We start from the raw sequence: 26562 nt of genomic DNA, 5'->3' as shown, positions 1-26562 counted from the left end.
TGATCCGTTCCCACTGATCGTCTCGAAGTGCATCACAATCCATCGCTGATCTCCAAAATCAACGTTGAATCCGATTTGCTCAACTTTGGGAATCCCAATTCCCTAAATCGTCACCACGATCTAGAACCTCTTATTCCACCCGCCTGAACGTCCATTTCACGACGTATTTGCCATTACGCTTCAGCTTGGCCTTGGTGCTGACCTCGACCGGTCCGCCAAGCGTGGCCTCCGCGTTTTCGAACGCTTCCCGCGCCTCGGCCATGGCCTTGTGATAGACGGTATTGTCCCGCCGTGGACTATCGGCGACCGCCTTCACGAGGGCGGCCATATCCGGCTTTTCCTCGGCCATGGGATTACCGCTCCGTCAGTTTCAGCTCGATACGGCGGTTCTGCGACTTCGCTTCCGGCGTATCGCCCGGCGCGATCGGCTGGAACTCGCCGAAGCCGGCAGCCACGAGACGATTGGCGGGCACGCCCTTGGAAATCAGGTATTTGACGACCGACGTGGCGCGCGCGGAGGAAAGCTCCCAGTTGTCGCGGTAACGCCCCGCGCCGGAAAGCGGCGAATTGTCCGTATGTCCGTCGACACGCAGCACCCAGTTGATCTCGGCGGGGATTTCCTTGGCGAGGTCGAGGAGCGCAGCCGCAAGCTTGTCCATCTCGACATGGCCGGCATCGTCCAGCTCGCTGCCGCCCACCGGGAACAGCACTTCCGACTGGAAGACGAAACGGTCGCCGACGATACGGATGTTCTCGCGGTCCGAAAGGATTTCGCGCAGCCGCCCGAAGAAGTCGGAGCGGTAGCGGTTCAGCTCCTGCACGCGCTGCGCCAGCGCCACGTTCAGGCGGCGGCCGAGATCGGCGATCTGCGCCTGGGAGGATGCGTCCTTGGCCTCCGACGCCTGCAGCGCCTGTTCGACGGCGGCAATCTGGGCGCGGAGCGCCGCGATCTGACGGTTCAGAAGCTCGACCTGGCTCGCGGCGCGGGCGCTCAACTGCTGTTCCTGGTTGAGCTGGTTCGTGAGATCGCCGATACGGGCATTGGCGGCATCGCTGCTGCCGGTTCCCTGGCTGAGCAGCTGCTGAAGCCTGGAGCGCTCGTTTTCCGAAGCGGCAAGCGAGGACTGCAGGTTGGCGAGCTGGTCCTCGAAATCCTGGCTGTTGCTTTTTTCGAGCGCCAGAAGCTCGGTGAGTTCGGCGATCTGGCTGTTCAAGCGGTTCAGCGCCTCGTCGCGGCCGGAGATTTCGCGGCTCAGCAGGAACTGCGCCAGCACGAAAACCGTGAGCAGGAACATGATGGCGAGAAGCAGCGTGGAAAGCGCATCCACGAATCCCGGCCAGTAATCGACACCCCGCTCGCGACGGCGGTTCTTGGCGAGCGCCATCGCTTATTTCCCTCCGATCTTGTCGGAAAGCCGGTCGAGCGTCCGGCGCATGGCCTTCGCCTCTTCCTGTTGCGCCTCGATCCAGTCGCGCAGCATCTGCTGCTCGTTGCGCATGTTCTTGACGAGCCCCTGGATGCCCTCGGCAAGGTTGGCCATGGCGGAGAGCGAGCGCTCGTTCTGCGGTCCGTCAGGCGCCTTGGCCTGCGCCGTGGCAAGCGCCCGGAGCTGTTCGGTCAGCGCCCGGATGTCCTCCGAGGAACCGTGGGAGATCGCCTCCGCCACCACCGGCAGGTCCGATCCCACGTCGGTCACCGAGGAGAGCCAGTTTTCCAGCTCCGTATAGAAACGGTTCTGGGCGCGCCCGGCCTGCAGGTCGAGGAAACCGAGGATGAGCGAGCCCGAAAGGCCGAGCAGCGAGGAGGAGAAGGCCGTGCCCATGCCGGCGAGCGGCTGGGCAAGGCCGCTCTTGATGGCGGCCAGGATATCGTTCGAATCGCCCGAATTCGGATCGAGCGCACCGATGACGTTGCTGATCGAGCCGATCGTCTCGATCAGGCCCCAGAAGGTGCCGAGCAGACCGAGGAAGACCAGCAGGCCGATGAGATAGCGCGAGATGTCGCGCGATTCGTCGAGGCGGGTGCCGATCGAATCGAGAATGGAGCGGAAGGCTGTCGTCGAAAGGGCCATCCTGCGGCGGCTGCCGAGCAGGGTGCGCATCGGGGCGAGCAGCCGCGGCTCGCGGCCGACCTTGTCGGCGCTGCCGGCCGCGCGGAAGGAATTGAACCAGCGCACTTCCGGAATGAGCCCGATCACCTGGTTGAAGACGAGGATGATGCCGATCAGCAGGACGCCGAGTATCAGCCCGTTGAGGCCGGGATTGGTCTGGAAGGCATGCGCGGCCTGGCGGTAGAGAATGGAGGCGACGAAACCGACGATGATCAGGAAGATCACCATCGTCCACAGGAAGGATGCCGGATTGGAAAGTTTGTAGGCATAGCCGCCGCGGGTTTCAGACTCGTCCAGATCGTCCAATCTCGCATTCGCCATGATATGCCCTTGCCTCCGGTATGTTCGCGCCGGAGGCTAGTGGAAAATTGCGACGAATTGAAGTGCGCAGCCCGTGGAAAACAGTCGGCTATCGATCGCGGAAGCCCTGAACCGCCGAGGAAACGCAAAATGCTTCAGCGTGTCGGAACCGGCCGGTTCGCCGCCTCGAGAAGCGCTTTCTGGATAAGCTCGTTGCCGGCCACGATGTTGCCGCTGTCGAAAATATCGGTCGTGCCCTTCATGTCGCTGACGAAGCCGCCCGCCTCGCGGATAAGCACGATGCCGGCCGCCATGTCCCAGGGGGAAAGGTCGTTTTCCCAGAAGCCGTCAAGCCGTCCGGCCGCCACATAGGCGAGGTCGAGCGCAGCGGCGCCGAAACGGCGGATGCCGGCGACTTCGCCCATGACATGCCGCAGCTCGACCAGGAACTTGCCGTGGTTGCCGCGGCCGAGATGCGGCACGCCGCAGCCGATCACGCAGTCGGAGAGCACGCGGCGGGCAGCCACCCGGATGCGGCGGTCGTTCATGAAGGCGCCGCCGCCCTTTTCCGCGGTGAAGAGTTCGTCGGTCGCCGGATTGAAGACGACGCCCGCGACGATCTCGCCGTTGCGCTCAAGCGCGATCGACACGGCGAACTGCGGAATGCCGTGCAGGAAGTTGGTCGTGCCGTCGAGCGGATCGACGATCCAGCGGTGCGCGCCGTCCGTCCCCTTCACTTCCTCGCTTTCCTCGCCGAGGAACCCGTAGGTCGGCCGCGCCTTCATCAGCTCGTCGTGAACGATCTTCTCGGCCCGGAGATCCGCCTGGGACACGAAGTCGCTCGGCCCCTTCACCGAAACCTGCAGGTTCTGCACTTCGCCGAAATCCCTGGAAAGCGACTTGCCTGCCTTGAGGGCAGCCTGAACCATGACATTGAGAAGGGCGGAGCGGGCCATGCGGGAAATCCTTGGACGCGGTCCCGGATTTCGTCCGGCGGGACAGCGCTTTCTTGAGCTTTTCTTGATGGGCGGGTTCAAGACCACAAAACCGCGGGAAATTCAAGCCATCCGCGCAAGGAGAGGCTATTGCCGGCCCTGATTCCGTCTGCGAAAATGTTCGCGACACGGTTTCGGCAGACTGCGGAGGATGCAAAATGAGGTTCACGCTGCCGCTGGCATTGAGCATCGCACTGCTGGTGACGATGGCCGTCGCATCGCTCGTCGCCTGGTCCGTGGTGGCGCCGGCAGCCGAACTCGCCGTGCATTTCGGCCTCGACGGCACGCCAAACCGTTATGCTCCGGCGCCCTTCGCGCTCTCGGTGATGCCGGCCGCAACGCTCGTCGCGACGTTGATCTTTACGGTTTCCCCACGTCTCGACCGCAAGATCGAGGCTTTCCCGGTCCGTTATGCGTCGCTCTGGCTTTTCGTGATCGTGATGCTCGCTGCCGGTCACGGCATGATTGTCGGCCACGCCCTTTCATCCGGTTGATCAGCCGGAAATCCAGGCCTGTAGGCTTTCGGCGGCAAGTCCCGCCACGGTCGACAACAGCGTGGCTGCCCAGAGGTGGATGGCGAAGGGCCGGCTGCCGAAGATCGTCGCATACACCGCCTTCGCCGCCATGTTGGCAAGCACCGCAGCGCCGATCGCCCGGGCGGCGAGCCCCGCATCGAGCGCCGGCCGCATGCCCGCCACCGTCACGGTCACCGCATCGACATCGGCAAGCGCGGAGATCGCCGAAGCCGCGATGAGGCCGGTATCGCCGAAATACTGGGTCGCGGCGCGGGCAAGGAACGCCACGCCTGCAAGCAGGGCCGCCATCTTGGCGACCGCGACCAGCTCGAACGGGTTGCCCGGAGGCTGGCGCTCCGTCGCGACCTGCTGCCGGAAGGAAAGGAACAAGGCATAGGCGAGCATCAGCACGGCAGCCACGCAGACCGGCAGAAGCAGGGCGGGCAACAGGCTGGCCGCCAGCGTGCCGACGAGGAACGCTGTCCGCGCGAGCGACACCGCGCCGGCGCTGACGGCGCCGGCCGCAAGCGATATGGGGTTGGCCCCCTCCCGGCTGCGCCTGGCGAACGCGATGGTCGTTCCGGTGGAAGACACGATGCCGCCGATCGCACCGGCCACCATGTCGCCCCGGGAGGGCCCGAGCATCCGAACCGCGATATAGCCGGCAAAGGAGATCGAGGCGAGTGTGATGACCAGCAGCACGAGGCTTCTCGGCGAGATGCCTCCGAACGGGCCGACCGGATCGGAAGGGATGACGGGCAGCAGCACGAAGGTCATGGCGAGCAGGATCACCGCCGAGCGCAGCTCCACCCATTGCAGGCGGCGGATCGCCCCATGCAGGAAATCGCGGCTTGCGAGGATGGCGACGAGCGTCGCCCCGGCGGCTGAAGCCGGCACCATGTCGCCGGTGACGGCAAGCACGCCGAGGCCGAACGTGAGAATGGCCGCGATGACCGAGGTGGCGCTGAAGGAGTGCTGCGCGATCGCCTCGCGCAGTTCGAACAACGCCATGACGGCGGCGACGGCGAGGAGAAAGCCGATGGTCACGATGCCCGGATAAGCGGAGGCGGCGCCCAGGCTGCGTTCGATAAGACTGCGTTCGATCAGGCCGGCGACGCCGCCGAGCATGCCGATCATCGTGAAGGTGCGGATGCCCGCCGTGCGGGCCCCCTCGGGCTCGTCCCGCTCGCGCCAATGCCGCTCCACGCCGACGGCCGCACCGATGGCGACCGCCAGCCCCACGCGCTGGAAAAGCTCGACATTGTCCAAGTCTATCCCCGCCCCTTCCTCTGCCTCCCCGGCGTTGCCGGTCTGCTCACCGGCCAGTCCCGGCCGGGCGCCCGCTGCCGGAGCCGGTCACTGGATCGACTGCCCCGGCTGCGACGAAACCAGTGTCGTGCCGCGTCGGAACCGGTTCGCCGCCTCGATCGCCTGCTTCTGCGTTTCCTCGTTGATGCCGAGGTAGAAGTCTTCCAGCGCGGGGTCCTGCAGGCCGGCGCGGCGCGACAGCACATACCACTTGGCCGCCTCCACCGGGTTCGGGCGCGTGCCGAGGGCTTCGATATAGAGATGCGCGAGCTTGTTCTGGGCGACCACGTTGCCGCGATGGGCGGCGACCCGCATCCATTCGAAACCCTTGTCGTAGTCCCGTTCGCCGCCGACGCCGTTCACCAGCCAGACGCCCATGTCGAGCTGCGCCGTATCGAAGCCGGCCTTGGCGGCGCGCTCCAGCCATTCGCGCGCCTTCGATTTCTTCTCCGCCGGCATGTCCTTCAGCGATACGTAGAGCTGCGCCACCGCATATTGCGCGTCCGCCACCCCTTGCGCGGCGGATTTCTCATAAAAAGGCAGGGCCATGTGCAGCCCCTTTTCGCCGGGATTGTCTGAGACGACGATCTGCGCCCAGTTGAACTGCGCCGAGGAATTGCCCGCCTCCGCGGCCTTCCGCATGAACTCGTCGGCCTTTTTCTTGTCGCGGGGCACGTCGCGGCCGGTCATCAGCAGCATCGAATACTGGAACATGGCGGCCGGATCGCCGCCTTCCGCGGCCTTCTGGTACCAGAAGGCCGCCGCCTTGGCGTCGCGCTTGATGCCCTGCCCCTTGGTCATCATTTCGGCGACCAGCGTCTGGGCCGCCGCATCCCCCGCGCCGGCGCGCGTCAGCGCCCTGTCGAGTGCGGTGACGAAAAGGCCGCGCTGATAGGCGCCATAGGCCTCGTCGACCGGGCCGCCGTAAGGTTTTTCGGGCGGCGCGGGCGGCAGCGCCGCGCCCATGCGCTGATAGAGTTCGACGCCGCCGGACGGAACGATCCCACCGGGCTGGCCCGCAGGTTCGACCGTGCCCTCCGCCGCGCCCTCGACCGCCTGCGTCTCTACCCGCTCCTTCTTCATCTGCTGGGTATCGGGTTCGACGGGACGGGTCATCGCCCGGATGTCGGCTTGCGCCAGGGCAAGAGAAGGCACGACGGCCGAGGCAAACAATATCGCCAGCAGCCTCTTCGGGATCACACGGGAAGAACGGTTCGAACGCATGAAGCTCATCAAGCCTCAAACCGTGGCGCTTTTTCGTCCAGAATGGCGTTGATCTCCGCAACGGCCGCCGCCGCTCCCTTCGGGTGATCGAAAACCGCGGCTCGCAGCGCCACGAATTCGGCACTGGTCTCGGCCACGGCAAGCGCCGAAGCGGTGTCGCCGCCGCCCATGACGATGCAGGGAATTTCCACCATCGAAGCCCACCATTCGCCGAGCGCGAGGTTCTTCGGATGCGCCTCCGGCTTGATGTCGCCGTCGAGCTTGCCGAAGAAGATGTAATCGGGACGCAATTCGCCGATCTCCAGCGCGTGATGCCGGTCGGATGCCCCGCCGGCGCCGATGATCAGCTTCGGCACGAATTTGTCGATCGCCTCCTCGATCTCGGCAAGCGGGCCGGCGATATGCAATCCGTCGGCCTTGGCCCGCCCCGCCACGCGGCTGTCTCCGGCGATCAGCGCGGCCGCGCCCGCCGCCTGGATGACCGGCACCAGCGCTTCGGCGCGCTTCTGGAAGGCCTGGTCGTCGAGACTGTATTGCGGCAGGATCACGGAAGCGACATCGCCGCCGGAAAGCGCCTCTTCCAGCCGTTTTGCCTGCTCGGCGGCGTCATCGTCGTCAGGCACGATCAGCACGAGGCGGCAGCGGTCTTCCGGTTCGGTCATGTTCTTTCCATCCAGCGGATCGCCTGTTCGCAAATCCGCACTCGTTTTCTCTTCGCAAATTCGATAGACCGGACCGATTGAAGGATCAACCGCCCCGCCCATTCGAAAACCTCATGCCCGATACGCTCAGCCTGACCTTTTTCACCTTTGCCATACCCGCCGTCCTGCTCGTCGGCCTTTCGAAGGGAGGGATCGGCGGCGCGCTCGGCCTGATGGGCGTCCCCCTGATGTCCATGGCGGTGGACCCGGTGAAGGCGGCCGCGATCTTCCTGCCGATCCTCATCCTGATGGATATCGTCGCCCTGTGGTCCTGGCGGAATTTCAACGATCCGAAGACGCTGATGATGATCCTGCCGGGCGGCATCATCGGCATCGCGCTCGGCTGGGCCACGTCGGCCTATGTCTCGGACGATGCGCTGCGCCTCGTCATCGCGGCGGCGACGCTCCTCTTCACGGTCCGTTATTTCTGGCAGGTCTACGGCCCGCGCTCGAACATGCCCGTGGCGCCGCTGCCGCACCGGCCGGCCGCCGCCACCTTCTGGGGCGCGCTTTCCGGTTATGCGAGCTTCGTCGCCCATGCCGGCGGACCGCCCTTCCAGATCTATGTGCTGCCGATGCGGCTCGACCCGAAATCCTACACGGGCGCCAGCATCCGCTTCTTCGCGATCGTCAATGCGGTGAAGGTCATCCCCTATTTCTTCCTCGGGGCGCTGGACCGGGAAAACCTGACGATCTCCGCCACGCTTCTGCCGGTGGCGCTCGTCGCCACCATGCTGGGAGCGGCGATCGTCAAGCATCTGAAGGCCGAGGTCTTCTATCCCATGAGCTATGGCCTTGCATTGCTTGCCGGCCTGAAGCTGCTCTGGGACGGTCTTCCCTTCTGAGCAGGGGCAGTAATTACGAGACAACTAAAAAAGCATAAAATAATATTGCGTCGATATTGCTGCAACGCACAATAAATCTTGCCGTTACCATGCGTTTACCGTAGATTCGGCGCATGACGACCGTTGACCCCTTTGCAGCCATAGCTGATCCGAACCGGCGGCACTTGCTGGAGGAATTGCGGCGTTCGCCGAAAACGGTCAACGAACTCGCACAGGGTCTGCCGATCAGCCGGCCGGCGGTATCGCAGCACCTGAAAGCCCTGCTCGACAGCAATCTCGTGACGGTGACGGCGAATGGCACGCGGCGCATCTATGCCGTCAACAGCAAGGGCTTCGACAAGCTCAATCTGTGGCTCGATCAGTTCTGGTCGTGACCGGGATGTCTGCAAGTCACCACGTTTGGGTTCGTCGACCACGACCAGAACTGCATTTTCATAATTTCCGGATTGTCTTCTGCCGCATCTGAATGCCTCTTACTGATCATGACGCGAGGCGGCGGCGGGTTCTCCCATTGAGAAAATCAGTGACGCGTAGAGGCCTTGAGGCGTTGCATTTGGTCCTTGATGCGCAGCTTGCGGCGCTTGATGTCGGCAATTTCGCGATCATCGGAAGAGGGGGACGCGAGAATGGCCTGCAACTCCTCCTCCAGAGCGACGTGCTTCTTTTCAAGCGATGCGATATGAGCCTGGACGGTCATGTGGCATGTTCCTTCCTTGGTCACCTGCCCCGGCTTCCCTTTGGCCGGAGCTTCAGGTTTGCAACAGAAGTGTGACACGATCGGCATCGTTTGTCGAAGGAGAAATCATGATTTGAAGAGGGCAAATTCGTGACGTTGCCTAACTTCCCGTTAAGCCGGTTTGGTGGTAGAGGCTTGCGGACATCGTCGGCGACCGCTCAAGAATGGCCGGGCGTGAGAATGGGGACTGGAATATGGCTGATCAGGAACAGGCGGATATCCGGCTGACACTCGCAAAACTCCGTCAGGAGCACGAGGACTACGATGCCGCGATCAACGCCATGATCCAGGTCGGCTGCGATGCGCTGAGGGTTCAGCGCATGAAGAAGAAGAAGCTGGCGATCAAGGACAAGATGAGCCAGCTCGAAGACCAGATCATTCCCGACATCATCGCATAGGGTTCAGATATGTCCGAAAGACCGTCCGTCGCGATCATCATGGGCAGTCAGTCCGACTGGGAGACCATGAAGAACGCCGCCGATACGCTGGAAGCGCTCGACATCGGTTACGAAGCCCGCATCATCTCGGCGCACCGCACACCGGAACGGATGATGGAATTTGCCAGGGGAGCCCGCGCCGAGGGCTTTCAGGTCATCATCGCCGGCGCCGGCGGCGCGGCGCACCTTCCGGGCATGACCGCGGCGATGACGCCGCTGCCGGTGTTCGGCGTGCCGGTGCAGTCCAAGGCCCTGTCCGGCCAGGACAGCCTGCTGTCGATCGTGCAGATGCCGGCGGGCATCCCGGTCGGGACGCTGGCGATCGGCAAGGCGGGAGCGATCAATGCCGCGCTGCTTGCCGCCGCCGTGCTGGCACTGAACGACGACGGGATCGCCGAGCGGCTCGACGAATGGCGTGCCCGCCAGACGGCCGCCGTCGCCGACTATCCGATAGACGAGGCCCCATGACCGTCCGCACCATCGGCATCATCGGCGGCGGGCAGCTCGGCCGCATGCTTGCCATGGCCGCCGCCCGGCTGAATTTCCGCACGGTCGTCCTTGAACCGCAGCCGGACTGTCCGGCAAGCCAGGTGGCCAACGACCAGATCGTCGCGGCCTATGACGATCCGGCGGCGCTCGCACAACTCGCAAGCCGATGCGACGTGGTCACCTACGAATTCGAGAACGTCCCGGTCGGCGCGGCCGAGGCGCTGCAACGCTCCGTATCCGTCCATCCCCCGGCAAAGGCGCTCGAAGTTTCCCAGGACCGTCTGGCGGAAAAGCGCTTCCTCAACGCCTGCGGCATCGAGACCGCGAAATTCCACGCCGTCGACAGCCAGGCCGACCTCGAAAAGGCGCTCGCCGATTTCGGCGGCAGGGGCGTGCTGAAGACATGCCGTCTCGGTTACGACGGCAAGGGCCAGCGGGTCTTCCGCACCCCCGGGGAAAGCCCCGCCGGCGCCTATGAGGCGCTCGGCTCGGTGCCGCTGGTTCTCGAAAGCTTCGTGCCGTTCGAGCGCGAAATCTCGATCATCGCCGCCCGCGCCGCGGACGGCAGGGTCGTCTGCTTCGACCCGGCGGAGAACGTCCACAGGAACGGTATCCTGCACACCTCCGCCCTGCCCGCCCGCATTTCGGAGGCGACCGCCGAAAGCGCCCGCGAATCGGCCGAAAAACTGCTGGCGGCCCTCGATTATGTCGGCGTCATCGGCATGGAATTCTTCGTCATGGCCGATGGGACCCTGATCGCCAACGAGATCGCGCCGCGCGTTCACAATTCCGGCCACTGGACGGAGGCTGCCTGCGTCGTCTCCCAGTTCGAGCAGCATATCCGCGCCGTCGCGGGCCTCTCGCTCGGCGATCCGCACCGGCACTCCGACTGCGTGATGACCAACCTCATCGGCGACGATATCCTGGAAGTGCCGTCCTGGCTGGCGAAGAAGGACGTGCTCGTGCACCTCTACGGCAAGACCGAATCCCGCCCCGGCCGGAAAATGGGTCATGTAACGGAATTGAAAGGCCCGAAATCGCCGTCACAAGGTTGACATGCGGCGAGCCTCGGGTTATCTGCACGGCCAACTTGAGAGCGCGCCCCTCCAAGAAAAAGGCGGCGCGCTTTTGATTGATAAGGACAAGCGGCTTCAAAGGCCCACAGACTGCTGGATCAGTACAATGAAGATCAAGAACTCGCTCAAGGCGCTGAAGGCTCGTCATCGCGATAACCGTCTGGTTCGCCGCAAGGGCCGTATTTACATCATCAACAAGCAGAACCCGCGCTTCAAGGCTCGTCAGGGCTGATACGGCTTTCGGCCTCGGCAACCCGCCGGCCGATCAAATTGTCGATAGCGCGATAAATCGGGTTTGACCTTGGGCGCATGCGGATTACCTTATCCGCATGCGCTATTTTCGTTCCAGCTCACTGATTCTGGCTGCGGCCCTGTCCGCCTCCTCCGCCCTCGCCCAGACGGCGGCACCGGCCCCGCCCGCTGCGGCACCTCAGCAGGCAGCACCGCCGCTTGCGGCACCTGTCATCCCCGCATCCGCTCCCAGGGCAGCCAATCCGCTCGATCCGCTGTTCGACGCGCTGAAACGCGAGCGCGACCCCGACAAGGCGCGCGGCATCGCCAGCCAGATCATGACCGGCATGAACGATTCGGGCAGTCCCACGGTCAACCTGCTGATGCAGTGGTCGGCAACGGCCATCAAGGAGAAACGCAATGCAGCGGCGCTCGACTTCCTCGATCAGGTGACCCTGCTCGACCCGGCCTATCCCGAGGGTTGGAACCGCAGGGCGACATTGCACTACACGATGGGCAACGCCCGCAAGTCCATGGCCGATATCGCCGAGGTGCTGAAACGCGAGCCGCGCCATTTCGGTGCGCTGGCCGGCATGGCCGGCATCCTGATGGAAGCCGGCAAGGACGATCTCGCGCTGAAGGCGTGGGAAGATTATCTGGCCGTTTACCCCGCCGACCGCGAGGCGCAGGAAGCGGTGACGAAACTGTCCGAAAAGATCGCCGGCAACCGGACCTGACGCCGGATCTGGCCGCCTCATGGTGATTCTGCCCCTCGCCGTCATCGGCGCCCTCGCAGCAGCCTTTGTTTTCACCGCCTGGAAGGCCAGGGCGATCGAGACCGCGTTCCCGAACAGCGGCGACCTGATCGACGTCGGCGGTTTCCGCATGAATTCCCTGCATCTGCCGCAGCCTCACAATGCCGACCTGCCGCCGGTCGTCTTCATCCACGGCGCCAGCGGCAATCTGCGCGATCAGGAAACGGCCTTCCGCCGGGCTCTGGAACATCGCGCCGAACTGCTCTTCGTGGATCGGCCGGGACATGGTTATTCCGAGCGCGGCGGCGCCGAAAACGATTTTCCGGACGGTCAGGCGGCCGCCATCGCCCGGCTGATGGAAAGGCGCGGCATCGAAAAGGCGATCATCGCCGGCCATTCCTTCGGCGGCGCGATCGCCGCCAGCTTCGCGCTCGGGCATCCGGAGAAAACGGCCGGCCTGCTTTTCCTCGCGCCCGCCACCCATCCCTGGGATGGCGGCGTCGACTGGTATTACGCCATTGCCGCCAGGCCCTGGATCGGCCGCCTGTTCACCCGGCTCTTCACCCTGCCGGCCGGGTTGATTCTCATCGACAAGGCGACCAGCACAGTCTTCCATCCGAATCCGAAGCCGGAAAGATACGTGCAGGACGGCGCTCCTGCCCTCGTGCTGCGGTCGGAAAACTTCCGCCACAATGCGATCGACTGCGTCAATCTCAATGACTACGTGCAGGACACGGCTCGACGCTATCCCGAGATCGCGGTGCCCACGGTCATCATCACCGGCGACAGCGACGCGATCGTTGCGGAAGAACTCCATTCCCTCGGGTTGTCTCGCGACATCGCAGGGGCCGAACTCGTCTGGATTCGCAATCTCGGCCACAAGCCGGATTATGTCGTGACGGACGTGGCGGTGGCGGCGATCGAAAAGCTCGCCGGCTTGCCGCGCGACCTGCGCGCCGCCGCGCGCATGGCGGAAGCACGCATCGCGTCACGAGCGGAAGAGGCCTCCCCCGAAATGGATCTTTCGATCGAAAAGACCTGACCTGCCCCCATCGGCCAGCATCGTTTCCAGCCTGAAGCAAGCACGCCGCCTCACCCTCCGGTTCAAACGGAATCGGAGAGAGACTCATGGAAATCGGCGGCATCGGACGGGATCAATGGACACGCTTCGCAAAGACTGACACCTCCTCCACCTCGGAGAACACGGATACGGCCTCGGCCGAGCAGAAAGGCCCCGCCGAGGAGCAATACGATCGCCTCGTCCACGGGCTGACGAGCCTCAACGAGGCCACCGATGCGGCGGACGAAGAGGCGAAGGCCCGCGCCAAGAAGAAACTGGATGAGGCCAAGCAGCAGCTTCAGTTCCTGCAGCGCTGGGGGTTCGATCCCGAGGTCATCGCCCGGCAGGCGGCAATGCTCGGCGTCGTGGTGGCGGCGGCGGCCCGTGAATTCTCCGATGCCGTGACGGGAGGCAGTACCGCTGCAACGAATCTCACGGCAGGTGCGGCGCAATCTTCCGGAACCGGCGACGCCGATGCATCCGACGGTGGGACACAGGCTGCCGCGGAAGGCACCGCCGACGGGAACAGGTCCTATTCGCAGGCCGAACAGGCCTATCGGGACGTGATGGATGGCGACACGTCGTCCAGCCAGCCGAAGCTTTCCTCCGGCGACATCAGGACGGCCACGGAATTCAGCGCCGTCGCACGCCAGATCAAGGCCTTGCTGGAACAGGCCGCACGCAGGCTGCGCGAGGAGAAGGACGGCCTCGCTACCGTGCCGGATACCCGGAGCCTCGATACCGCGGTGAATGCCCTGTCCGGCACCGTTTCGAGCATGCCGGCCGTCAGCATCACCATCTGACCGCGCTATGCCCCAACGAAAAACCGCCGGATCGCTCCGGCGGTTTTTGTTTGTCCGGTTTCCGGCTCAGATGCCCGTCTGGCCGTCCGAGCCGATATAGGCGATGCGCAGCATGTTGGTCGCGCCAGGCGTGCCGAGCGGCACGCCGGCCGAGATGATGATACGGTCGCCGGGCTTTCCGAAACCTTCGGACACCACGATCCGGCAGGCGCGGTTGACCATGTCGTCGAGATCGGTCGCATCCTGCGTGACCACGCAATGCATGCCCCAGCAGATCGACAGGCGGCGCGCCGTGTGGACGATCGGCGACAGGGCGATGATCGGCACTTCCGGACGCTCGCGGGAAGCGCGCAGCCCCGTCGTGCCCGACGAGGTATAGGTGACGATGGCCGAAAGTCGCAGCGTCTCGGCGATCTGGCGCGCGGCAAGCGAAATCGCATCGGCCCCGGTCGCCTCCGGGGTGGCGCGCTGCGCATAGATGATGCTCGGGAAAAGCGGGTCCTTCTCGACCTCCCTGGCGATCGAGGCCATCATCGAGACCGCCTCGACCGGATACTGGCCGGAGGCCGATTCCGCCGAGAGCATGATGGCGTCCGCGCCTTCGAAGACGGCGATCGAAACGTCAGAAACCTCGGCGCGCGTCGGCACCGGCGAGGAAATCATCGATTCCAGCATCTGGGTCGCCACGACGACCGGCTTGCCGGCACGCCGACAGGCGCGGGTGAGTTGCTTCTGGATGCCGGGCACGGTCTCGATCGGCATTTCGACGCCAAGATCGCCGCGGGCGACCATCAGCGCATCGGAAAGCTCGATGATCTCGTCGATCCGCTCCAGGGCCTGCGGCTTCTCGATCTTCGACATGACTCCGACGCGGCCGCGGGCGATCTTGCGCACCTCGGCAAGGTCGTCCGGGCGCTGCACGAAGGACAGCGCGACCCAGTCCACCTCGCCGGTCGCGAGCGCCGCGTCGAGATCGATCCGGTCCTTGTCGGTCAGCGCGCCGACGCCGAGCAGGGTATCGGGCAGGCTCACGCCCTTGCGGTCGGAAATGCTGGTGCCGGCGATCACCGTGCAGACGATGCTCTTGCCGTCCGCCTTCTCGGCCTTCAGCGCCAGCTTGCCGTCGTCGATCAGCAGGCGGTGCCCGGGCTTCACGGCCTCGAGGATTTCCGGATGCGGCAGGAAAACGCGCGTTTCGTCGCCCGGTTCGTCGCGATTGTCGAGCGTGAAGGTCTGGCCGGGAGTGAGCGTGACCTTGCCGGCGGCGAACTTGCCGACGCGCAACTTCGGCCCCTGCAGGTCGCAGAGGATGCCGATCGGCCTGCCGGAGCGCGCCTCGACGGCGCGGATGCGCGAAATCAGCGTGCGCATCAGATCATGGCTCGCATGGCTCATGTTGATGCGGAAGAGATCGGCCCCCGCCTCGTGGAGCTTCTCGATCATCCCCTCTTCGGAGGACGCCGGTCCGAGGGTGGCGAGGATTTTAACTTTGCGGTAGCGCCTCATCAATTCTGGCCTTCTTGTGTGCCAGGCGTATCCGAAAGCTGGACCATCCAGCTTCCCTGACGGCCCGTGTCATATTCCTTGAAGCCCATGCGCTGGAAACCACGGGCGAAACAATCGTTGACGCCGACGATCTTGAACTCGTTTTCCGCGACGCACATGTTGAGATTACCGGCCCAGCGGCCGCCGCGGGCCGCATCCTCGGCATAAAGATAATAGTAGCGCGACTGCAGCTCGCCCTCGATCAGCGTGGCGCAGGTGGAGGCAGGCACCTGCCACCAGCCTTCGGTGGTCCAGCCCTCGGCGGCACGGTAGCCGATCGCCACGCCGACAAGGTTCTGCGTACCATTGCAAACACGAAAATCCGCATGCGCCGCACCCGCCGTGAAAAGCGGTATGCCGGTCGCGATCATGGCGGCGAGCGCCGGGGCGGAAACGAGAGAACGAAGATAGGCTTTGAGGGATTTTTTCGACACGGTTCCCGTCAGGACTCCATGATTGTTCGTGAAGCACTTTCTTCGCGCGGCATAGTCTGAAAGTCAACGAAAGTCTAATCGATTAGTTCTCTTACTGCCGCCAATCCCTCCGGTCGCCGGCGGGACCCGGCTTGCGCCACGCGTCTGCCCATGTCATCACACGCATCTGCGCGCCCCTCTCCGAAACCACCCGACTTTCCGACAGAAATGCAGGACTTCATACCTTTCGAGATCATAGAAGGCGATTATGACAAGGGCATGGTTCTGCTGGCCGATCATGCCATGAACCGCCTGCCCGGCGCCTATGGCGGCCTCGGCCTGCCCGAGAGCGCATTCCATCGCCATATCGCCTTCGATATCGGGATCGAAAGGCTGACCCGCAGGCTTGCGGCCATGCTGGGCGTGCCGGCCGTGCTCGGTTGCTTCTCGCGCCTGCTGATCGATCCGAACCGCGGCGAGGACGACCCGACGCTGGTCATGAAGATTTCCGACGGCGCGATCATTCCAGGCAATCACCCGATCTCCCGGGAGGAATGGGATTTCCGCCTGAATGCCTATCATCGCCCCTACCATCGGGCGGTCGAACGGACGATCGCCAGGGCGGGCGCCGCCGGCCGCGCGCCGCTGGTCCTGTCGCTGCATTCCTTCACGCCATTCTGGAAGGGCGTGCCGCGTCCCTGGCACGCGGCGGTGCTCTGGGATAGCGATCACCGCGCCGTCCTGCCGTTCCTCGAACTTCTGCGGCAGCCGGGCGACATCACCGTCGGCGACAATGAGCCTTATGACGGCGCCCTGAAAGGCGACACCATGTACCGCCACTGCATGACGACCGGCACGCCGCATGCGCTCCTCGAAGTCCGGCAGGACCTGATCGGCGACGAGGCTGGCATGGCCGCCTGGGCGGAAAGGCTGGCGCCGGTCTTCACGACGCTCAATGCCGACCCCACATTGCATGAATACAGGATCTTTCCGTCGCGCACCGGCCCCTATCCGGCGTGAGGCGAAAGCAGGAGGCTTTCATGACCGAACTCACGAAGGAACAGCAGACCGAATTCGAGGCCGCCGCCTTCCGCCGCCTCGTCCGGCATCTGCGCGAACGCACCGATGTCCAGAACATCGACCTGATGAATCTCGCCGGCTTCTGCCGCAACTGCCTGTCCAACTGGTATCGGGAGGCTGCCGAAGCCGCAGGCGTCGATCTCTCGAAGGACGCATCCCGCGAAATCGTCTACGGCATGCCCTATGAGGAGTGGAAAAATCTCCATCAGGCGGAAGCCACAGATGCTCAAAAAGCCGCATTCGAGATGAACAAGCCCGCGCATGGTTGATCGAGGGACCGATTTGTCTTGACCTTCCGTCGGCTTTTCGGCAGTTGACGACCACTCATTCAAATTTTCTACGATCAGGAGGCCCAGATGTCCGATGCTCATGGGTCTCAAAAACAGGACCTAGGAATGGCAGAAGAAACCACTGTGGAAAACGTTGCAGCGGCTGAACTCCGGCAGTTCATCGAGCGAATCGAGCGCCTTGAAGAGGAAAAGGCTTCGATCAGCGACGATATCAAGGACGTATATGGGGAAGCCAAAGGCCGAGGCTACGATACCAAGGCCATGAAGACGATCATTCGGCTACGGAAAAAAGACGCAAACGAGAGACTGGAGGAAGAGTCCATCCTCCAGACATATATGGCCGCACTTGGCATGGAATGAGGAGGTTACGACGCTCCTCAAGGGGGCGTCTTCAATCCTCGGCTTTCTTTTCAGAAAGAAGCGTGACGAGACCGTCTATCAAGCCGGACATTTCCTGCGATAGATGCGTTCTCTTTTTCTCGACCACCCGCTCGACTTCCGCCAAAAGCATCAGGATTATGAGGAAATCCTCAAATCCTTCCGGCCGCCGCCATATCAGGACCCGGCCCTTTTCAAAAAACTATCCGGTCGAAGATAAATTCGAATCTCGTTCAGGTCTCATGAAGGGGAAAGATGGAGCCGCTCGATCGACGCGGCTCTTTAACCGTTTCACGGGAGCGCGACGATCAGTTGCCCGGCCCGCTGAAACGGTTCGGATCGATCGCCACGGTCGCGGCGACCGGCTTGAAGCCGCCGCCGGAATAGCTGGCTGAATATTCGCTGTTGAGCGTGCGGCTGACGACGCGCGGCGCCTTCATGGAAGCCGTGGATTCGGCCCGATTGTTGTTGAGCGCCCATTTCGCCAGCATGTCGCCCGTCAGGCCGTTGTCGGCCGACTGGGAACCCGGACGCCCGGAGCGGCCGCCCTTGCTGGGGACCGGCAGTGCGCCGGCCGAGGCTGCGACAGGCGCCTTCGGCGCATCGAAGCCATCACCGAACTGCCTGCCCTTGCCGTCGGAAGACTGGATGACCTTCGGCGAAACCGCGGCGGTCGCGACCGGTCTCTGCGCCGGCGAAGGCACGCCGGAAGCCGCCGGTTGCGCGGGAACCGGCGCGGAAGGCAGCGTCGGTCGCTGGTATTCCACGCTGCGGGCGAGCGCTGCGACGAGTTCAGGCGTCAGTTCCTGCTGTTCGTCCGCCTTCGCACCCGCATTGGCCACGCCTGCATTGGGCGAGGTGGCAGGCACGGCGGAAGCCGTCGCAACGACCGGGCGATGGGCCGGCAGCGGGATCGACGCCATGTTCTCGAGCGCCGGCAGCGGTCCGGCGGAGGCGGTCATCAGGCCGTTCTCCGCATCGCCCTTCAGGCCGCGTGGCCCAAGCAGGGTCGGAACGGGAATGGTGTAGGCGGAAAGGTCGGCAAAGGTTTCGCCCGCCGGCGGCTGTGCCGCGGCCGGAGCGGATGCCTGCATGGCAAGCGCCTCCTGGGCGGCATTGCGCGCCGGCGAATAGAGAGCCGTCGCAAGCCCGCCGGTCGGCGCGTCAGACCGGAAGGCCGGGCGCGAAAGCGGCACCGGAGCGGCGATGTCCTGCTGCTGCTCCTGCGGCTGCGGCACCGGCGCGGAAGCGACCATCACACCCGGCGTGGTCTGTTCTGCCGGGGGCTTGGCGGCCGGCGCAGGGCGCTGGGCAGCAGCCGGGGCCTCGACCTCCGCATTGTCCTCTTCCTCGTCGGCTCCGCCGCCGCCGAACAGGAAGGCGAGAAGGTTCGGCTGGCGCTTCCGTTCGGAACCGTCGCTGCGGAAACCACCACCCGCCGTGCTGGCGATCTGGATGGAGTCGGAGCTGACGCGCTTCTTGTAGTCGGCAAGCGCCTGCTCATAACCCGGCAGCGGCTTGCCGTCGGCCGGAAGATGGATCGTGTTGCCCTTCGGGAAGATCTGCACGAGTTCCTGTCGCGTCATGCGCGGCCATGCCCTCACGCCGCCGACATCGAGATGCACGAAGGGCGAACCGGACTTGGGATAAAAGCCGACGCCGCCGACCTGCATCTGCATGGCGAGCGCCCTCAGCGTCGAGAGCTTCACGCCGGGAATGTAGAAGTCCATGGCCTTGCCGAGCATGTGCTGGCTGTTCTTGGCGACGCCCGTGTTGCGGGAGCGCGAACGCAGCATGCCGTTCGTCTCGGGCGAGCGGAACGCCGAGACCACGTGGATGTAGTCCGTGGCGCCCGAGCGGCGATAGACCTCCCACACGAGGTCGAAAAGCCGCGGGTCCATCCGGGTCGGCTGGTCCCTGCGCCAGTCGCGCAGGAACTGGTTGATCTGCTGGAGGCCTTTCTGGTCGTATCTGCCGTTCCGCTTGAAGGTGATGACCGCCTTCTCGCCGGTATGGATGAAGTAAAGCTTCAGGCTTCTGTCTTCCGCCGCCGCCTCTCTGGCGGAAACGGAAAGAGCCGGCAGCGCCGCCATCAACAGCAGGGCAACCGCCGCAGCGCGTTTGGCGAGAGATTTGAGAAGCGCGGCTTTGCCGCCGCGCACCCTCTCACCCGAAGGCGCTTCTTTTGCATACTGATCCGGCAAAACGATCCCCGTCCTGTCGACAACGTCCCACGTCGCCTCAAATGACTGTCAATTGCGGTCACACGATGGCAAATGTGCCACACATGTACAAGCTTCCTCCGTATAGTCAACAATTGGCTAACAGGAGATTGACACAAGGTGACAGGACATCCTTGCGCGGAGGTTAACGGTTGCTAATACAATAGGCTTATGCCGCCTCTTTCAGCGGATCGTCGGGATCGATGCCGTAATCCTTCAGTTTCCGATAGAGAGTCGAGCGTCCGATGCCGAGTTTTCGGGCGACTTGGCTCATCTGGCCGCGATAGAATTTCAGCGCGAAACGGATGAGTTCCTCCTCCACGTCGGCCAGCTTCCTCACCTCGCCCGCCTCGTCGGTGCTGATGATGATGTTTTCGGCCGAGGGATAGGCGGCGGCAAGCATCGCCTTCGGATCGGGCTTTGCACGCGTCTGCTCGCTGTTGGCAAAGACGGGCGATTCGGCAAGCGCTTCCCGCACGGCATGTTCCGCGATGGCGGCAGGCGAAGGCGCAACCGCGGTCGCGGCAAGTTCTGCCGACCGGAATTCCGGGACCTGCGCGGCGATCTGCGGGAAATCCGCTTCCGTCAGTTCGTCGCCGCCGGCAAGCACCACCGCGCGGAAGACCGCGTTTTCGAGCTGGCGGATGTTGCCCGGCCAGTCATAGGCGGTGAGAAGCGCAAGTGCGCCGGCGCTGACGTTCAACTGCCTCGGCAGCTTCTGCTCCACCGAGAACCGCTCGGCGAAGACCCGTGCGAGATGCGGAATGTCCTCCTTGCGGCGACGCAACGCCGGAATGGTGATCGGGAAGACATTGAGACGGTAGTAGAGATCTTCGCGGAAGCGGCCGGCGCGCACTTCCTCGATCAGATCCTTGTTGGTGGCCGAGATAAGGCGCACATTGACCTTCTGGACCTTGGCGGCGCCGACGGTCTCGATCTCGCCCTGCTGCACGGCGCGCAGCAGTTTCACCTGCACTTCGAGCGGCAGGTCGCCGATCTCGTCGAGGAAAAGCGTGCCGCCGTCGGCTTCCACGAATTTGCCGGTGTGCTTTTCGGATGCGCCGGTGAACGCGCCCTTTTCGTGGCCGAAAAGGATGCTTTCCACCAGATTGTGCGGGATGGCGCCGCAATTGACGGTGATGAACGGCTTGCCGGCGCGGTCGCCGTTCGACTGGATGGCGCGGGCGATCATTTCCTTGCCGACGCCGGATTCGCCCTCGAGGACGACCGGAATATTCGAATGCGCGGCGCGCTGGGCGAGGTCTATGACGCGCAGCATGTCCGGGCTCGCCGAGACGATGTCGCCGAAACCGACGCCTCCGGTGCGGTGGCGGCGGCCGGCGCGCGCCCTCGTTTCCTTCTGGTCGAGCTTCAGGGCATTGGCGATCGAAGCGGCGATACGCTCCGGCGAAACCGGCTTGACGACGAAATCGAACGCGCCGGCCCGCATGGCCTGCACGACGGAATCAATGCTGCCCTGCCCCGTCTGGACGATCACCGGGATTTCGATGCCAAACTCGCGGATGGCGCCGAGGAAGGTCAGGCCGTCCATTTCCGGCATCATCAGGTCGAGCACTATGACATTGATGTCGACTGCGGTGCGTTTCAGGAACTCGAGTGCGACAAGCCCGTTTTCGGCAAGATGCGCGGCGTGTCCATAACGCTCCACGGCATTCTTCAACAGGCGACGCTGAATCGGATCATCATCCACAACAAGGATTTGCGCAGTCATGCTCGGGCTCCCAGCAACGGTCATCGTGCTTCACTTTCGGGTTTTTACGCTGCCGGTTGTGCCAGAAAGGCTTGAACATCCCCTTTTGAGAAAAGCTTGCATTTTAATCGACGGCGGGGAAAACAAACACTTACCGACCGGATCGAAAAACGTCAGAGGACAAGGCGATGAAAACTCCCGCAACCGCGCACCGTGAAATCCCAGCCGCGACCGCCTCGGGCGCGGCCGTATCCGATCCGGCACTAGGCCTTCTGCCGGCCTGGAAACTGTCCGACCTCTATCCGGCCAGGGATTCGACAGCCTTCACGGCCGACGTGGAAAAGGCCGAAAAGCTGTCGCTCGCCTTCGAGGCGAAGTGGAAGGGCAAGCTGGCGGAGGCCGCCGCCAAGACCGGCGCGGGCGGCATCGGCGAGGCCCTGAAGGAATACGAGGCGCTGGACGACCTGCTCGGCAAGCTGGGCTCCTTTGCCGGCCTCACCTATTTCTCCGACACCTCGAACCCCGCCAACGGCAAGTTCTACGGCGACGTGCAGGCGAAGCTGACCGACCTTTCCTCACATCTCCTTTTCTTCGCGCTGGAACTGAACCGCGTGGACGACAGGGACATGGATGCCTGCATGGACCGCGATCCGGCCGCCGGCCACTACCGCCCCTGGATCGTCGATCTCAGGAAGGACAAGCCTTTCCAGCTTGAAGACAAGCTCGAACAGCTCTTCCTCGAAAAGTCGATGACCAGCGCGGCAGCCTTCAACCGCCTCTTCGACGAGACCATGGCGGAACTGCGCTTCGAGGTGGACGGAAAGAAGCAGCCGCTCGAAATCACCCTCAACATGCTGCAGGAACCCCAACCGGAGGTCCGCGCCAAGGCGGCCGCGGCCCTCTCGAAGACATTCGGCGAAAATCTGCGCGTCTTCACGCTCATCACCAATACCCTTGCCAAGGACAAGGAGATTTCCGACCGCTGGCGCGGTTTCGAGGACATCGCCGACAGCCGCCATCTCGCAAACCGCGTCGAGCGTGACGTCGTCGACGCGCTGGCCGCCGCGGTGAAAGATGCCTATCCGCGCCTGTCGCACCGCTATTATGCAATGAAGGCGAAGTGGCTGGGCATGGAACAGCTGAACTTCTGGGACCGCAACGCGCCGCTACCGGAAACCCCGACGGCGCTCATCCCCTGGTCCGACGCCAGGGAAACCGTCCTCTCCGCCTATGGCAATTTCGCGCCGGAAATGGCCGAGATCGCCGGTCGCTTCTTCGACGAGGAATGGATCGACGCCCCGGTTCGCCCCGGCAAGGCGCCGGGCGCCTTCGCCCATCCGGTGGTCCCCTCCGCCCATCCCTATGTTCTCGTCAACTACATGGGCAAGCCGCGCGACGTGATGACGCTCGCCCACGAACTCGGCCACGGCGTGCACCAGGTGCTCGCCGGCGGCCAGGGCGCGCTGATGTGCCAGACGCCGCTCACGCTTGCCGAGACCGCTTCCGTCTTCGGCGAAATGCTGACCTTCCGCGCGCTCCTCGAAAAGACGAAGGACAAGCGCGAGCGCAAGGCCATGCTCGCGCAGAAGGTCGAGGACATGATCAACACGGTGGTGCGGCAGATCGCCTTCTACCAGTTCGAGCGCAAGGTCCACACCGCCCGCAAGGAGGGGGAGCTGACCGCCGGGCAGATCGGCGAGCTGTGGCTGTCCGTGCAGGGCGAAAGCCTCGGTCCCGCCATCAGGATCTCGGAAGGCTACGAGACGTGGTGGACCTACATCCCCCATTTCATCCATTCGCCCTTCTATGTCTATGCCTATGCCTTCGGCGATTGCCTGGTGAACTCCCTCTATGCGGTCTACGGACAGGCCGCGCCGGGCTTCCAGCAGAAGTATTTCGAACTGCTGAAGGCCGGCGGCACCAAGCATCATTCGGAGCTTCTGAAACCCTTCGGCCTCGATGCGACCGACCCGTCCTTCTGGTCGAAGGGCCTGTCGATGATCGAAAGCCTGATCGACGAGCTGGAGGCTCTGGACCGGGCTTGAAGCACTCAGATGGAAAGAGGAGGGAGCCTTATGCCCTCTTTCGCGACGATCCCGCCGGCCGGAGCCTCGTTTTCGACCGGCCACGGGAGATCGTCCTTGCGCATGCGGCCGACGAAATCCTGCCGGCGCTTCGGCGGCTGGAAGAGGCTCGCCGCGCCGGCCGCTGGATCGCGGGCTACATTTCCTATGAGGCGGGACACATCTTCGAGGACAAGCTGCGCCCCCTGATCGTGCCCGGCCGGCCGACGCCCCTGGTTGCCATGGGCATATTCGACGCGCCGGCCGGCCACGAGCATCCGCTCGCCTTGCCGCCCCGCCCGGCGAGCGACGCCTCCTTCCTCACAGAGCCGCGCGCCGCCTGGGATCTGCCGACCTATCGGGAACGCTTCGGCCGGCTGCACGAGCACCTGCGCCGGGGCGACTGCTACCAGGCGAACCTGACCATGCCGATCACCGCCCGATGGCAGGGCGATCCGCTGGCGGCCTTCTGGTCGCTGGTGTCGCGCCAGCCCGTTCGCTACGGCGCATTCATCGATTTCGGCGGCCCGGTGATCCTGTCACGGTCGCCGGAACTCTTCTTCTCGGTCGATGCCGACCGCTTCATCGAAACCCATCCGATGAAGGGTACGGCGCCGCGCGGCGCGACCGCGCAGGAAGACGCGGCGATCGTCGAGGAGATGCTCGCCGACGAGAAGACCCAGGCCGAGAACCGGATGATCGTCGATCTCCTGCGCAACGACATCTCGCTGGTCAGCGAGGTCGGCACCCTGTCGGTGCCCAGACTGTTCGAGGTCGAAACCTATCCGACCCTGCACCAGCTTGTGAGCCATGTGCGGGCGAAGCTCCTGCCGGAGGTCGGCCTGCCGGAAATCCTGGCGGCGCTTTTCCCCTGCGGCTCCATCACGGGCGCCCCGAAAATGTGGGCCATGCAGATCCTTGCGGCGCTGGAAGCGGATTGCCGCGACGTCTATTGCGGCGCGATCGGCTATTGCGATCCGGCCGGGCCGATGCGTTTTTCGGTGGCGATCCGCACGATCACGCTTTTCAACGACGGCAAGGCGGTTTTCAATGTGGGTGGCGGCATCGTCTTCGATTCGAAGGCGGAGGCCGAATATGACGAGTGTCTCTTGAAGGCAAGGTTTGCAGTAGGCGATCAATGGATTTCTCGCTGATTGAAACGATGCGCTGGGAACCCGGCGCAGGCTTCGTACGGGTGGAACAGCACCTGCGCCGTCTCAACCGGTCGGCGGATGCCCTCGGCTTCCGCCCTCCGCCGCAGGATGCGCTGCAACAGCTCGAAGCGGCGGTCGGCGGCGACGCCCCGATGCGGGTCCGCCTCGCCATGACCTATCGCGGCAAGATCGAAATCGTCGCAACGCCCTTCGCCCCGATCCCGGCCGGGACCGTATGGCGGGTCCGTGTCGCCAATACCCGCCTGCCCTCGGACGATCCGCTGTTTCGCCACAAGACCTCCCGCCGGGAGCCCTACGAGGCGGCGCGCGCGGAATTCTCCCCGGAAGAGGCCGACGAGGTCCTTCTCCTCAACGAACGCGGAGAAATCTGCGAAGGCACGATCACCAACGTCTTCGCCGAGGAGGCGGACGGCCAGTTGCTCACGCCGCCGCTCACCAGCGGGCTTCTGCCAGGCGTGTTGCGGGCGGAGCTGATCCGCGAGCGGAAAGCGCGCAGCCAGGTCCTCCGTCCTGCCGACATCGGAAACCGCAAGCTTTTCGTCGGCAATTCGCTGCGCGGCCTCGTCGCCGCCGAACTCGTCGGCAGCGCGGAGCAGGCGGAACCGGCTTCCACCGCAGCCGGCGTCAAGGCAGGGGTATTCGGATAGGTGAGCGAAACACGACCCCTGGCCGATCATCTGTTTTCGCTGGAAACTTCACCCTCACTTCGGCAGGATGTCCGCCTCCTTGGCGACGCGGATCATCGCGTCGTGCATGGCACCGTCGTCCACAGGTCCGGTCAGTTCGTAGAGCGCCTCGTCGAAGGCGTCGCCTTGACGGGCCATGAAATCCCTCCGCCGGTTCAACTCCCGGGGATAGGGTGACGGGAACATGTCGATACCTTTCTGGACGGCATCCGCATGCGTCTCCAGGCCCCAGGCCCTGAGCGCCGTCACGACGTCCGGAGCAAGCCCGCCGGAGGAGTTGAAGAAGAGCTGGTGGACGGAGCCGTTCAGCATCTCCGCTTCGAAGATCATGACGACGATGATCCGGGCGTAGGGTTCCGGCAGGCCGGAAAGGCGGGCCGCGACCTCTTCCGGCTCGCCGTAGTGATTGAGGCAGGCCCACAGCCCGCTTGTCAGGAAACGCAGCCTGTCGTCATCGGAAGCGCCTGCGCGAAGCGGCTCGTAGATCGCCGCAAGTTCCGCAGACGCGGCAATCCGCTTGACGGCTTCGTCGGCAAGCCGGGGCAGTTTCCGATACCGTTCCGACAGACCCTTGAGCGCGAAGTCGAGCCCGGCATCCCTGATGCCGCCGCTTCCGTCGCTCCAGCGGTCGTAGCGCTCCTTCTGCGTGCCGTAATCCCTGCCGAAAAGCGTCTTTCCTTCCCGCAGCAAGGCGGCATGCGCGCCAAGCCCCTCCGCATCGAGCGCCTGGATCAGATCGTCGACGAGAACCCCGTCCCGCAAGACGAAGAAGGTGAGGAGGCCGTCCGGTGCCGAAGTCCAGCGATCCGCCGCGGCCAGCGTCAGGATCGGACGTTCGGCCGCCGGAAAAGTCTGCAGGCCGCGGGAAAACGCAGCCCTATATTCCGCGGCTCCCTCTGCATCCAGCATATATTCGAAGTCGAAGCCCTGTTTCTTCTCCGGCGCGGGAAAGAATATGTCCGGCGATTGCAGCGGAATGACGCGGTTGCCGAGCATCTCTTTCATCGGATAGCGTCGCAGGCGGTCGAGATTGCAATCGTTGGGCCCGGCGGCGGCTGCCACGGCCATGGTGCAGCCGATCAGAACCACCGCCCAGAACAGAACCCATATCCGCCAGTCGACCCGGTTTTGTACGCCTTCCTGCTGAAAAGGGAAAAAACGCGTCCATATCCTCGACGCCATGTCTCTGGAACCCAATGCCCTGAATGCTGCAACCACCCCGACAACCCCATAAAAGGCCCTGCTGAATAGCGCCATCCGCTTTACCGCCCCCGCATATTGCACCTGCGAACTGTTTTAGGGCTGTTACGGCATGTTCCAAGTCTCCGGTGACGATTTTTGCAAGTGCGTGAATTTGGCCTGAACCGATCCTGAAACGGCACATCGGGACGGCATGGAGGACAGGCAGCCACC

At 64.0% G+C, this 26562-nt stretch carries 29 protein-coding genes; 16 read left to right on the top strand and 13 right to left on the bottom strand.

Annotated elements, in window-relative coordinates:
• Window positions 1–130: 130 nt before the first annotated feature.
• The 4 genes from ACFFP0_RS27020 to ACFFP0_RS27005 all read right to left on the bottom strand — a co-directional run bounded on the left by ACFFP0_RS27020 (window position 131) and on the right by ACFFP0_RS27005 (window position 3367).
• Window positions 131–349, bottom strand: a complete 219-nt coding sequence (locus tag ACFFP0_RS27020; RefSeq protein ID WP_377265317.1) for a hypothetical protein — start codon at window positions 347–349, stop codon at window positions 131–133.
• Between the two features lie 4 nt (window positions 350–353).
• Window positions 354–1385: a peptidoglycan -binding protein gene (locus ACFFP0_RS27015; protein WP_377265316.1), complete on the bottom strand. Its 1032-nt coding sequence runs from the start codon at window positions 1383–1385 to the stop codon at window positions 354–356.
• Window positions 1386–1388: 3 nt separating this feature from the next.
• Entirely contained in the window at window positions 1389–2432 is a 1044-nt protein-coding gene (locus ACFFP0_RS27010; protein ID WP_377265315.1) for a flagellar motor protein MotA, read from the bottom strand.
• 134 nt (window positions 2433–2566) lie between these two features.
• The gene (locus ACFFP0_RS27005; protein ID WP_377265314.1) at window positions 2567–3367 is read right to left on the bottom strand and encodes an inositol monophosphatase family protein; all 801 of its coding nucleotides are present in this window, start codon (window positions 3365–3367) and stop codon (window positions 2567–2569) included.
• Window positions 3368–3564: 197 nt separating this feature from the next.
• On the opposite strand from ACFFP0_RS27005, the gene ACFFP0_RS27000 reads away from it, so the two are divergent.
• A complete protein-coding gene (locus tag ACFFP0_RS27000; RefSeq protein ID WP_377265313.1) occupies window positions 3565–3900 on the top strand; it encodes a DUF1648 domain-containing protein in 336 nt (111 codons plus the stop codon).
• Here ACFFP0_RS27000 and ACFFP0_RS26995 read toward each other — a convergent pair whose 3' ends face one another.
• The 3 genes from ACFFP0_RS26995 to ACFFP0_RS26985 all read right to left on the bottom strand — a co-directional run bounded on the left by ACFFP0_RS26995 (window position 3901) and on the right by ACFFP0_RS26985 (window position 7115).
• A complete protein-coding gene (locus ACFFP0_RS26995) occupies window positions 3901–5190 on the bottom strand; it encodes an MgtC/SapB family protein (protein ID WP_377265312.1) in 1290 nt (429 codons plus the stop codon). It abuts the gene before it with no gap.
• An 87-nt stretch (window positions 5191–5277) separates the two neighbouring features.
• Window positions 5278–6462 carry a tetratricopeptide repeat protein gene (locus tag ACFFP0_RS26990; RefSeq protein WP_377265311.1) on the bottom strand — a complete coding sequence of 395 codons (1185 nt, stop codon included), beginning with the start codon at window positions 6460–6462 and terminating at the stop codon, window positions 5278–5280.
• Window positions 6462–7115, bottom strand: a complete 654-nt coding sequence (locus tag ACFFP0_RS26985) for a thiamine phosphate synthase (RefSeq protein WP_377265310.1) — start codon at window positions 7113–7115, stop codon at window positions 6462–6464. Before ACFFP0_RS26985 ends, ACFFP0_RS26990 begins: the two co-directional genes overlap by 1 nt.
• A gap of 113 nt (window positions 7116–7228) precedes the next feature.
• Here ACFFP0_RS26985 and ACFFP0_RS26980 point away from each other — a divergent pair, with 113 nt between their 5' ends.
• Both ACFFP0_RS26980 and ACFFP0_RS26975 read left to right on the top strand, forming a co-directional pair.
• Window positions 7229–7999, top strand: coding sequence for a sulfite exporter TauE/SafE family protein (locus ACFFP0_RS26980; protein WP_377265309.1), 771 nt, complete (start codon window positions 7229–7231; stop codon window positions 7997–7999).
• A gap of 113 nt (window positions 8000–8112) precedes the next feature.
• A complete protein-coding gene (locus ACFFP0_RS26975; protein ID WP_377265308.1) occupies window positions 8113–8373 on the top strand; it encodes an ArsR/SmtB family transcription factor in 261 nt (86 codons plus the stop codon).
• Window positions 8374–8519: 146 nt separating this feature from the next.
• Here the strand turns inward: ACFFP0_RS26975 and ACFFP0_RS26970 are convergent, their stop codons facing one another.
• Complete coding sequence (locus ACFFP0_RS26970; RefSeq protein WP_377265307.1) at window positions 8520–8696, bottom strand: YdcH family protein; 177 nt, start codon at window positions 8694–8696, stop codon at window positions 8520–8522.
• Between the two features lie 233 nt (window positions 8697–8929).
• Here ACFFP0_RS26970 and ACFFP0_RS26965 point away from each other — a divergent pair, with 233 nt between their 5' ends.
• The 7 genes from ACFFP0_RS26965 (at window position 8930) to ACFFP0_RS26935 (ending at window position 13586) form a co-directional block, all read left to right on the top strand.
• Window positions 8930–9133 carry a YdcH family protein gene (locus ACFFP0_RS26965; protein WP_377265306.1) on the top strand — a complete coding sequence of 68 codons (204 nt, stop codon included), beginning with the start codon at window positions 8930–8932 and terminating at the stop codon, window positions 9131–9133.
• 9 nt (window positions 9134–9142) lie between these two features.
• Window positions 9143–9640, top strand: coding sequence for a 5-(carboxyamino)imidazole ribonucleotide mutase (gene purE, locus ACFFP0_RS26960; RefSeq protein WP_377265305.1), 498 nt, complete (start codon window positions 9143–9145; stop codon window positions 9638–9640).
• Window positions 9637–10716 carry a 5-(carboxyamino)imidazole ribonucleotide synthase gene (locus ACFFP0_RS26955; protein WP_377265304.1) on the top strand — a complete coding sequence of 360 codons (1080 nt, stop codon included), beginning with the start codon at window positions 9637–9639 and terminating at the stop codon, window positions 10714–10716. Before purE ends, ACFFP0_RS26955 begins: the two co-directional genes overlap by 4 nt.
• A gap of 127 nt (window positions 10717–10843) precedes the next feature.
• Window positions 10844–10969 carry a type B 50S ribosomal protein L36 gene (gene ykgO / locus ACFFP0_RS26950; RefSeq protein WP_006726873.1) on the top strand — a complete coding sequence of 42 codons (126 nt, stop codon included), beginning with the start codon at window positions 10844–10846 and terminating at the stop codon, window positions 10967–10969.
• Window positions 10970–11066: 97 nt separating this feature from the next.
• Complete coding sequence (locus ACFFP0_RS26945) at window positions 11067–11705, top strand: tetratricopeptide repeat protein (RefSeq protein ID WP_377265303.1); 639 nt, start codon at window positions 11067–11069, stop codon at window positions 11703–11705.
• 19 nt (window positions 11706–11724) lie between these two features.
• The gene (locus ACFFP0_RS26940; protein ID WP_377265302.1) at window positions 11725–12765 is read left to right on the top strand and encodes an alpha/beta fold hydrolase; all 1041 of its coding nucleotides are present in this window, start codon (window positions 11725–11727) and stop codon (window positions 12763–12765) included.
• An 86-nt stretch (window positions 12766–12851) separates the two neighbouring features.
• On the top strand, window positions 12852–13586 hold the full coding sequence (locus tag ACFFP0_RS26935) for a hypothetical protein (RefSeq protein WP_377265301.1): 735 nt from the start codon (window positions 12852–12854) through the stop codon (window positions 13584–13586).
• A gap of 66 nt (window positions 13587–13652) precedes the next feature.
• Here ACFFP0_RS26935 and pyk read toward each other — a convergent pair whose 3' ends face one another.
• Complete coding sequence (gene pyk / locus ACFFP0_RS26930) at window positions 13653–15092, bottom strand: pyruvate kinase (RefSeq protein ID WP_377265300.1); 1440 nt, start codon at window positions 15090–15092, stop codon at window positions 13653–13655.
• Window positions 15092–15577, bottom strand: a complete 486-nt coding sequence (locus tag ACFFP0_RS26925) for a DUF1036 domain-containing protein (RefSeq protein WP_377265321.1) — start codon at window positions 15575–15577, stop codon at window positions 15092–15094. The genes pyk and ACFFP0_RS26925 overlap by 1 nt, the downstream gene beginning before the upstream one ends.
• Window positions 15578–15772: 195 nt before the next feature.
• Between ACFFP0_RS26925 and ACFFP0_RS26920 the strand changes: the two genes are divergently transcribed.
• The 3 genes from ACFFP0_RS26920 (at window position 15773) to ACFFP0_RS26910 (ending at window position 17274) form a co-directional block, all read left to right on the top strand.
• Window positions 15773–16564 carry an N-formylglutamate amidohydrolase gene (locus ACFFP0_RS26920; protein ID WP_377265299.1) on the top strand — a complete coding sequence of 264 codons (792 nt, stop codon included), beginning with the start codon at window positions 15773–15775 and terminating at the stop codon, window positions 16562–16564.
• A 20-nt stretch (window positions 16565–16584) separates the two neighbouring features.
• A complete protein-coding gene (locus ACFFP0_RS26915) occupies window positions 16585–16893 on the top strand; it encodes a DUF1244 domain-containing protein (protein ID WP_377265298.1) in 309 nt (102 codons plus the stop codon).
• A gap of 126 nt (window positions 16894–17019) precedes the next feature.
• Complete coding sequence (locus tag ACFFP0_RS26910) at window positions 17020–17274, top strand: DUF2312 domain-containing protein (protein ID WP_377265320.1); 255 nt, start codon at window positions 17020–17022, stop codon at window positions 17272–17274.
• A gap of 326 nt (window positions 17275–17600) precedes the next feature.
• On the opposite strand, the gene ACFFP0_RS26905 is transcribed toward ACFFP0_RS26910, so the two are convergent.
• Together ACFFP0_RS26905 and ACFFP0_RS26900 are read right to left on the bottom strand one after the other, a co-directional pair.
• Window positions 17601–19385 (bottom strand): peptidoglycan L,D-endopeptidase MepK, encoded by a 1785-nt coding sequence (locus ACFFP0_RS26905; protein WP_377265319.1) that lies wholly within the window; start codon window positions 19383–19385, stop codon window positions 17601–17603.
• A 298-nt stretch (window positions 19386–19683) separates the two neighbouring features.
• A complete protein-coding gene (locus ACFFP0_RS26900; RefSeq protein ID WP_377265297.1) occupies window positions 19684–21246 on the bottom strand; it encodes a sigma-54-dependent transcriptional regulator in 1563 nt (520 codons plus the stop codon).
• 167 nt (window positions 21247–21413) lie between these two features.
• Here ACFFP0_RS26900 and ACFFP0_RS26895 point away from each other — a divergent pair, with 167 nt between their 5' ends.
• The 3 genes from ACFFP0_RS26895 to ACFFP0_RS26885 are packed head-to-tail and all read left to right on the top strand — an operon-like array spanning window position 21414 to window position 25110.
• Complete coding sequence (locus ACFFP0_RS26895; protein ID WP_377265296.1) at window positions 21414–23270, top strand: M3 family oligoendopeptidase; 1857 nt, start codon at window positions 21414–21416, stop codon at window positions 23268–23270.
• On the top strand, window positions 23267–24442 hold the full coding sequence (locus ACFFP0_RS26890) for an aminodeoxychorismate synthase component I (protein WP_377265295.1): 1176 nt from the start codon (window positions 23267–23269) through the stop codon (window positions 24440–24442). Before ACFFP0_RS26895 ends, ACFFP0_RS26890 begins: the two co-directional genes overlap by 4 nt.
• Window positions 24427–25110, top strand: a complete 684-nt coding sequence (locus ACFFP0_RS26885) for an aminotransferase class IV family protein (protein WP_377265294.1) — start codon at window positions 24427–24429, stop codon at window positions 25108–25110. The genes ACFFP0_RS26890 and ACFFP0_RS26885 overlap by 16 nt, the downstream gene beginning before the upstream one ends.
• 54 nt (window positions 25111–25164) lie before the next feature.
• On the opposite strand, the gene ACFFP0_RS26880 is transcribed toward ACFFP0_RS26885, so the two are convergent.
• Window positions 25165–26331 (bottom strand): DMP19 family protein, encoded by a 1167-nt coding sequence (locus ACFFP0_RS26880; RefSeq protein WP_377265292.1) that lies wholly within the window; start codon window positions 26329–26331, stop codon window positions 25165–25167.
• Window positions 26332–26562 lie beyond the last annotated feature (231 nt).

Source organism: Neorhizobium puerariae, assembly GCF_042429745.1.
Lineage (GTDB): Bacteria > Pseudomonadota > Alphaproteobacteria > Rhizobiales > Rhizobiaceae > Neorhizobium > Neorhizobium puerariae.
This window is presented reverse-complemented; position numbering and strand designations above follow the sequence as displayed.

Excerpts from the sequence above, each read along its gene's own strand:
- ACFFP0_RS27020 (WP_377265317.1), bottom strand. The coding sequence starts at position 349 with ATGGCCGAGGAAAAGCCGGATATGGCCGCCCTCGTGAAGGCGGTCGCC.
- ACFFP0_RS27015 (WP_377265316.1), bottom strand. The coding sequence starts at position 1,385 with ATGGCGCTCGCCAAGAACCGCCGTCGCGAGCGGGGTGTCGATTACTGG.
- ACFFP0_RS27010 (WP_377265315.1), bottom strand. The coding sequence starts at position 2,432 with ATGGCGAATGCGAGATTGGACGATCTGGACGAGTCTGAAACCCGCGGC.
- ACFFP0_RS27005 (WP_377265314.1), bottom strand. The coding sequence starts at position 3,367 with ATGGCCCGCTCCGCCCTTCTCAATGTCATGGTTCAGGCTGCCCTCAAG.
- ACFFP0_RS27000 (WP_377265313.1), top strand. The coding sequence starts at position 3,565 with ATGAGGTTCACGCTGCCGCTGGCATTGAGCATCGCACTGCTGGTGACG.
- ACFFP0_RS26990 (WP_377265311.1), bottom strand. The coding sequence starts at position 6,462 with ATGAGCTTCATGCGTTCGAACCGTTCTTCCCGTGTGATCCCGAAGAGG.
- ACFFP0_RS26985 (WP_377265310.1), bottom strand. The coding sequence starts at position 7,115 with ATGACCGAACCGGAAGACCGCTGCCGCCTCGTGCTGATCGTGCCTGAC.
- ACFFP0_RS26980 (WP_377265309.1), top strand. The coding sequence starts at position 7,229 with ATGCCCGATACGCTCAGCCTGACCTTTTTCACCTTTGCCATACCCGCC.
- ACFFP0_RS26975 (WP_377265308.1), top strand. The coding sequence starts at position 8,113 with ATGACGACCGTTGACCCCTTTGCAGCCATAGCTGATCCGAACCGGCGG.
- ACFFP0_RS26970 (WP_377265307.1), bottom strand. The coding sequence starts at position 8,696 with ATGACCGTCCAGGCTCATATCGCATCGCTTGAAAAGAAGCACGTCGCT.
- ACFFP0_RS26965 (WP_377265306.1), top strand. The coding sequence starts at position 8,930 with ATGGCTGATCAGGAACAGGCGGATATCCGGCTGACACTCGCAAAACTC.
- purE (WP_377265305.1), top strand. The coding sequence starts at position 9,143 with ATGTCCGAAAGACCGTCCGTCGCGATCATCATGGGCAGTCAGTCCGAC.
- ACFFP0_RS26955 (WP_377265304.1), top strand. The coding sequence starts at position 9,637 with ATGACCGTCCGCACCATCGGCATCATCGGCGGCGGGCAGCTCGGCCGC.
- ykgO (WP_006726873.1), top strand. The coding sequence starts at position 10,844 with ATGAAGATCAAGAACTCGCTCAAGGCGCTGAAGGCTCGTCATCGCGAT.
- ACFFP0_RS26945 (WP_377265303.1), top strand. The coding sequence starts at position 11,067 with ATGCGCTATTTTCGTTCCAGCTCACTGATTCTGGCTGCGGCCCTGTCC.
- ACFFP0_RS26940 (WP_377265302.1), top strand. The coding sequence starts at position 11,725 with ATGGTGATTCTGCCCCTCGCCGTCATCGGCGCCCTCGCAGCAGCCTTT.
- ACFFP0_RS26935 (WP_377265301.1), top strand. The coding sequence starts at position 12,852 with ATGGAAATCGGCGGCATCGGACGGGATCAATGGACACGCTTCGCAAAG.
- pyk (WP_377265300.1), bottom strand. The coding sequence starts at position 15,092 with ATGAGGCGCTACCGCAAAGTTAAAATCCTCGCCACCCTCGGACCGGCG.
- ACFFP0_RS26920 (WP_377265299.1), top strand. The coding sequence starts at position 15,773 with ATGCAGGACTTCATACCTTTCGAGATCATAGAAGGCGATTATGACAAG.
- ACFFP0_RS26915 (WP_377265298.1), top strand. The coding sequence starts at position 16,585 with ATGACCGAACTCACGAAGGAACAGCAGACCGAATTCGAGGCCGCCGCC.
- ACFFP0_RS26910 (WP_377265320.1), top strand. The coding sequence starts at position 17,020 with ATGGCAGAAGAAACCACTGTGGAAAACGTTGCAGCGGCTGAACTCCGG.
- ACFFP0_RS26905 (WP_377265319.1), bottom strand. The coding sequence starts at position 19,385 with ATGGCGGCGCTGCCGGCTCTTTCCGTTTCCGCCAGAGAGGCGGCGGCG.
- ACFFP0_RS26900 (WP_377265297.1), bottom strand. The coding sequence starts at position 21,246 with ATGACTGCGCAAATCCTTGTTGTGGATGATGATCCGATTCAGCGTCGC.
- ACFFP0_RS26895 (WP_377265296.1), top strand. The coding sequence starts at position 21,414 with ATGAAAACTCCCGCAACCGCGCACCGTGAAATCCCAGCCGCGACCGCC.
- ACFFP0_RS26885 (WP_377265294.1), top strand. The coding sequence starts at position 24,427 with ATGGATTTCTCGCTGATTGAAACGATGCGCTGGGAACCCGGCGCAGGC.
- ACFFP0_RS26880 (WP_377265292.1), bottom strand. The coding sequence starts at position 26,331 with ATGGCGTCGAGGATATGGACGCGTTTTTTCCCTTTTCAGCAGGAAGGC.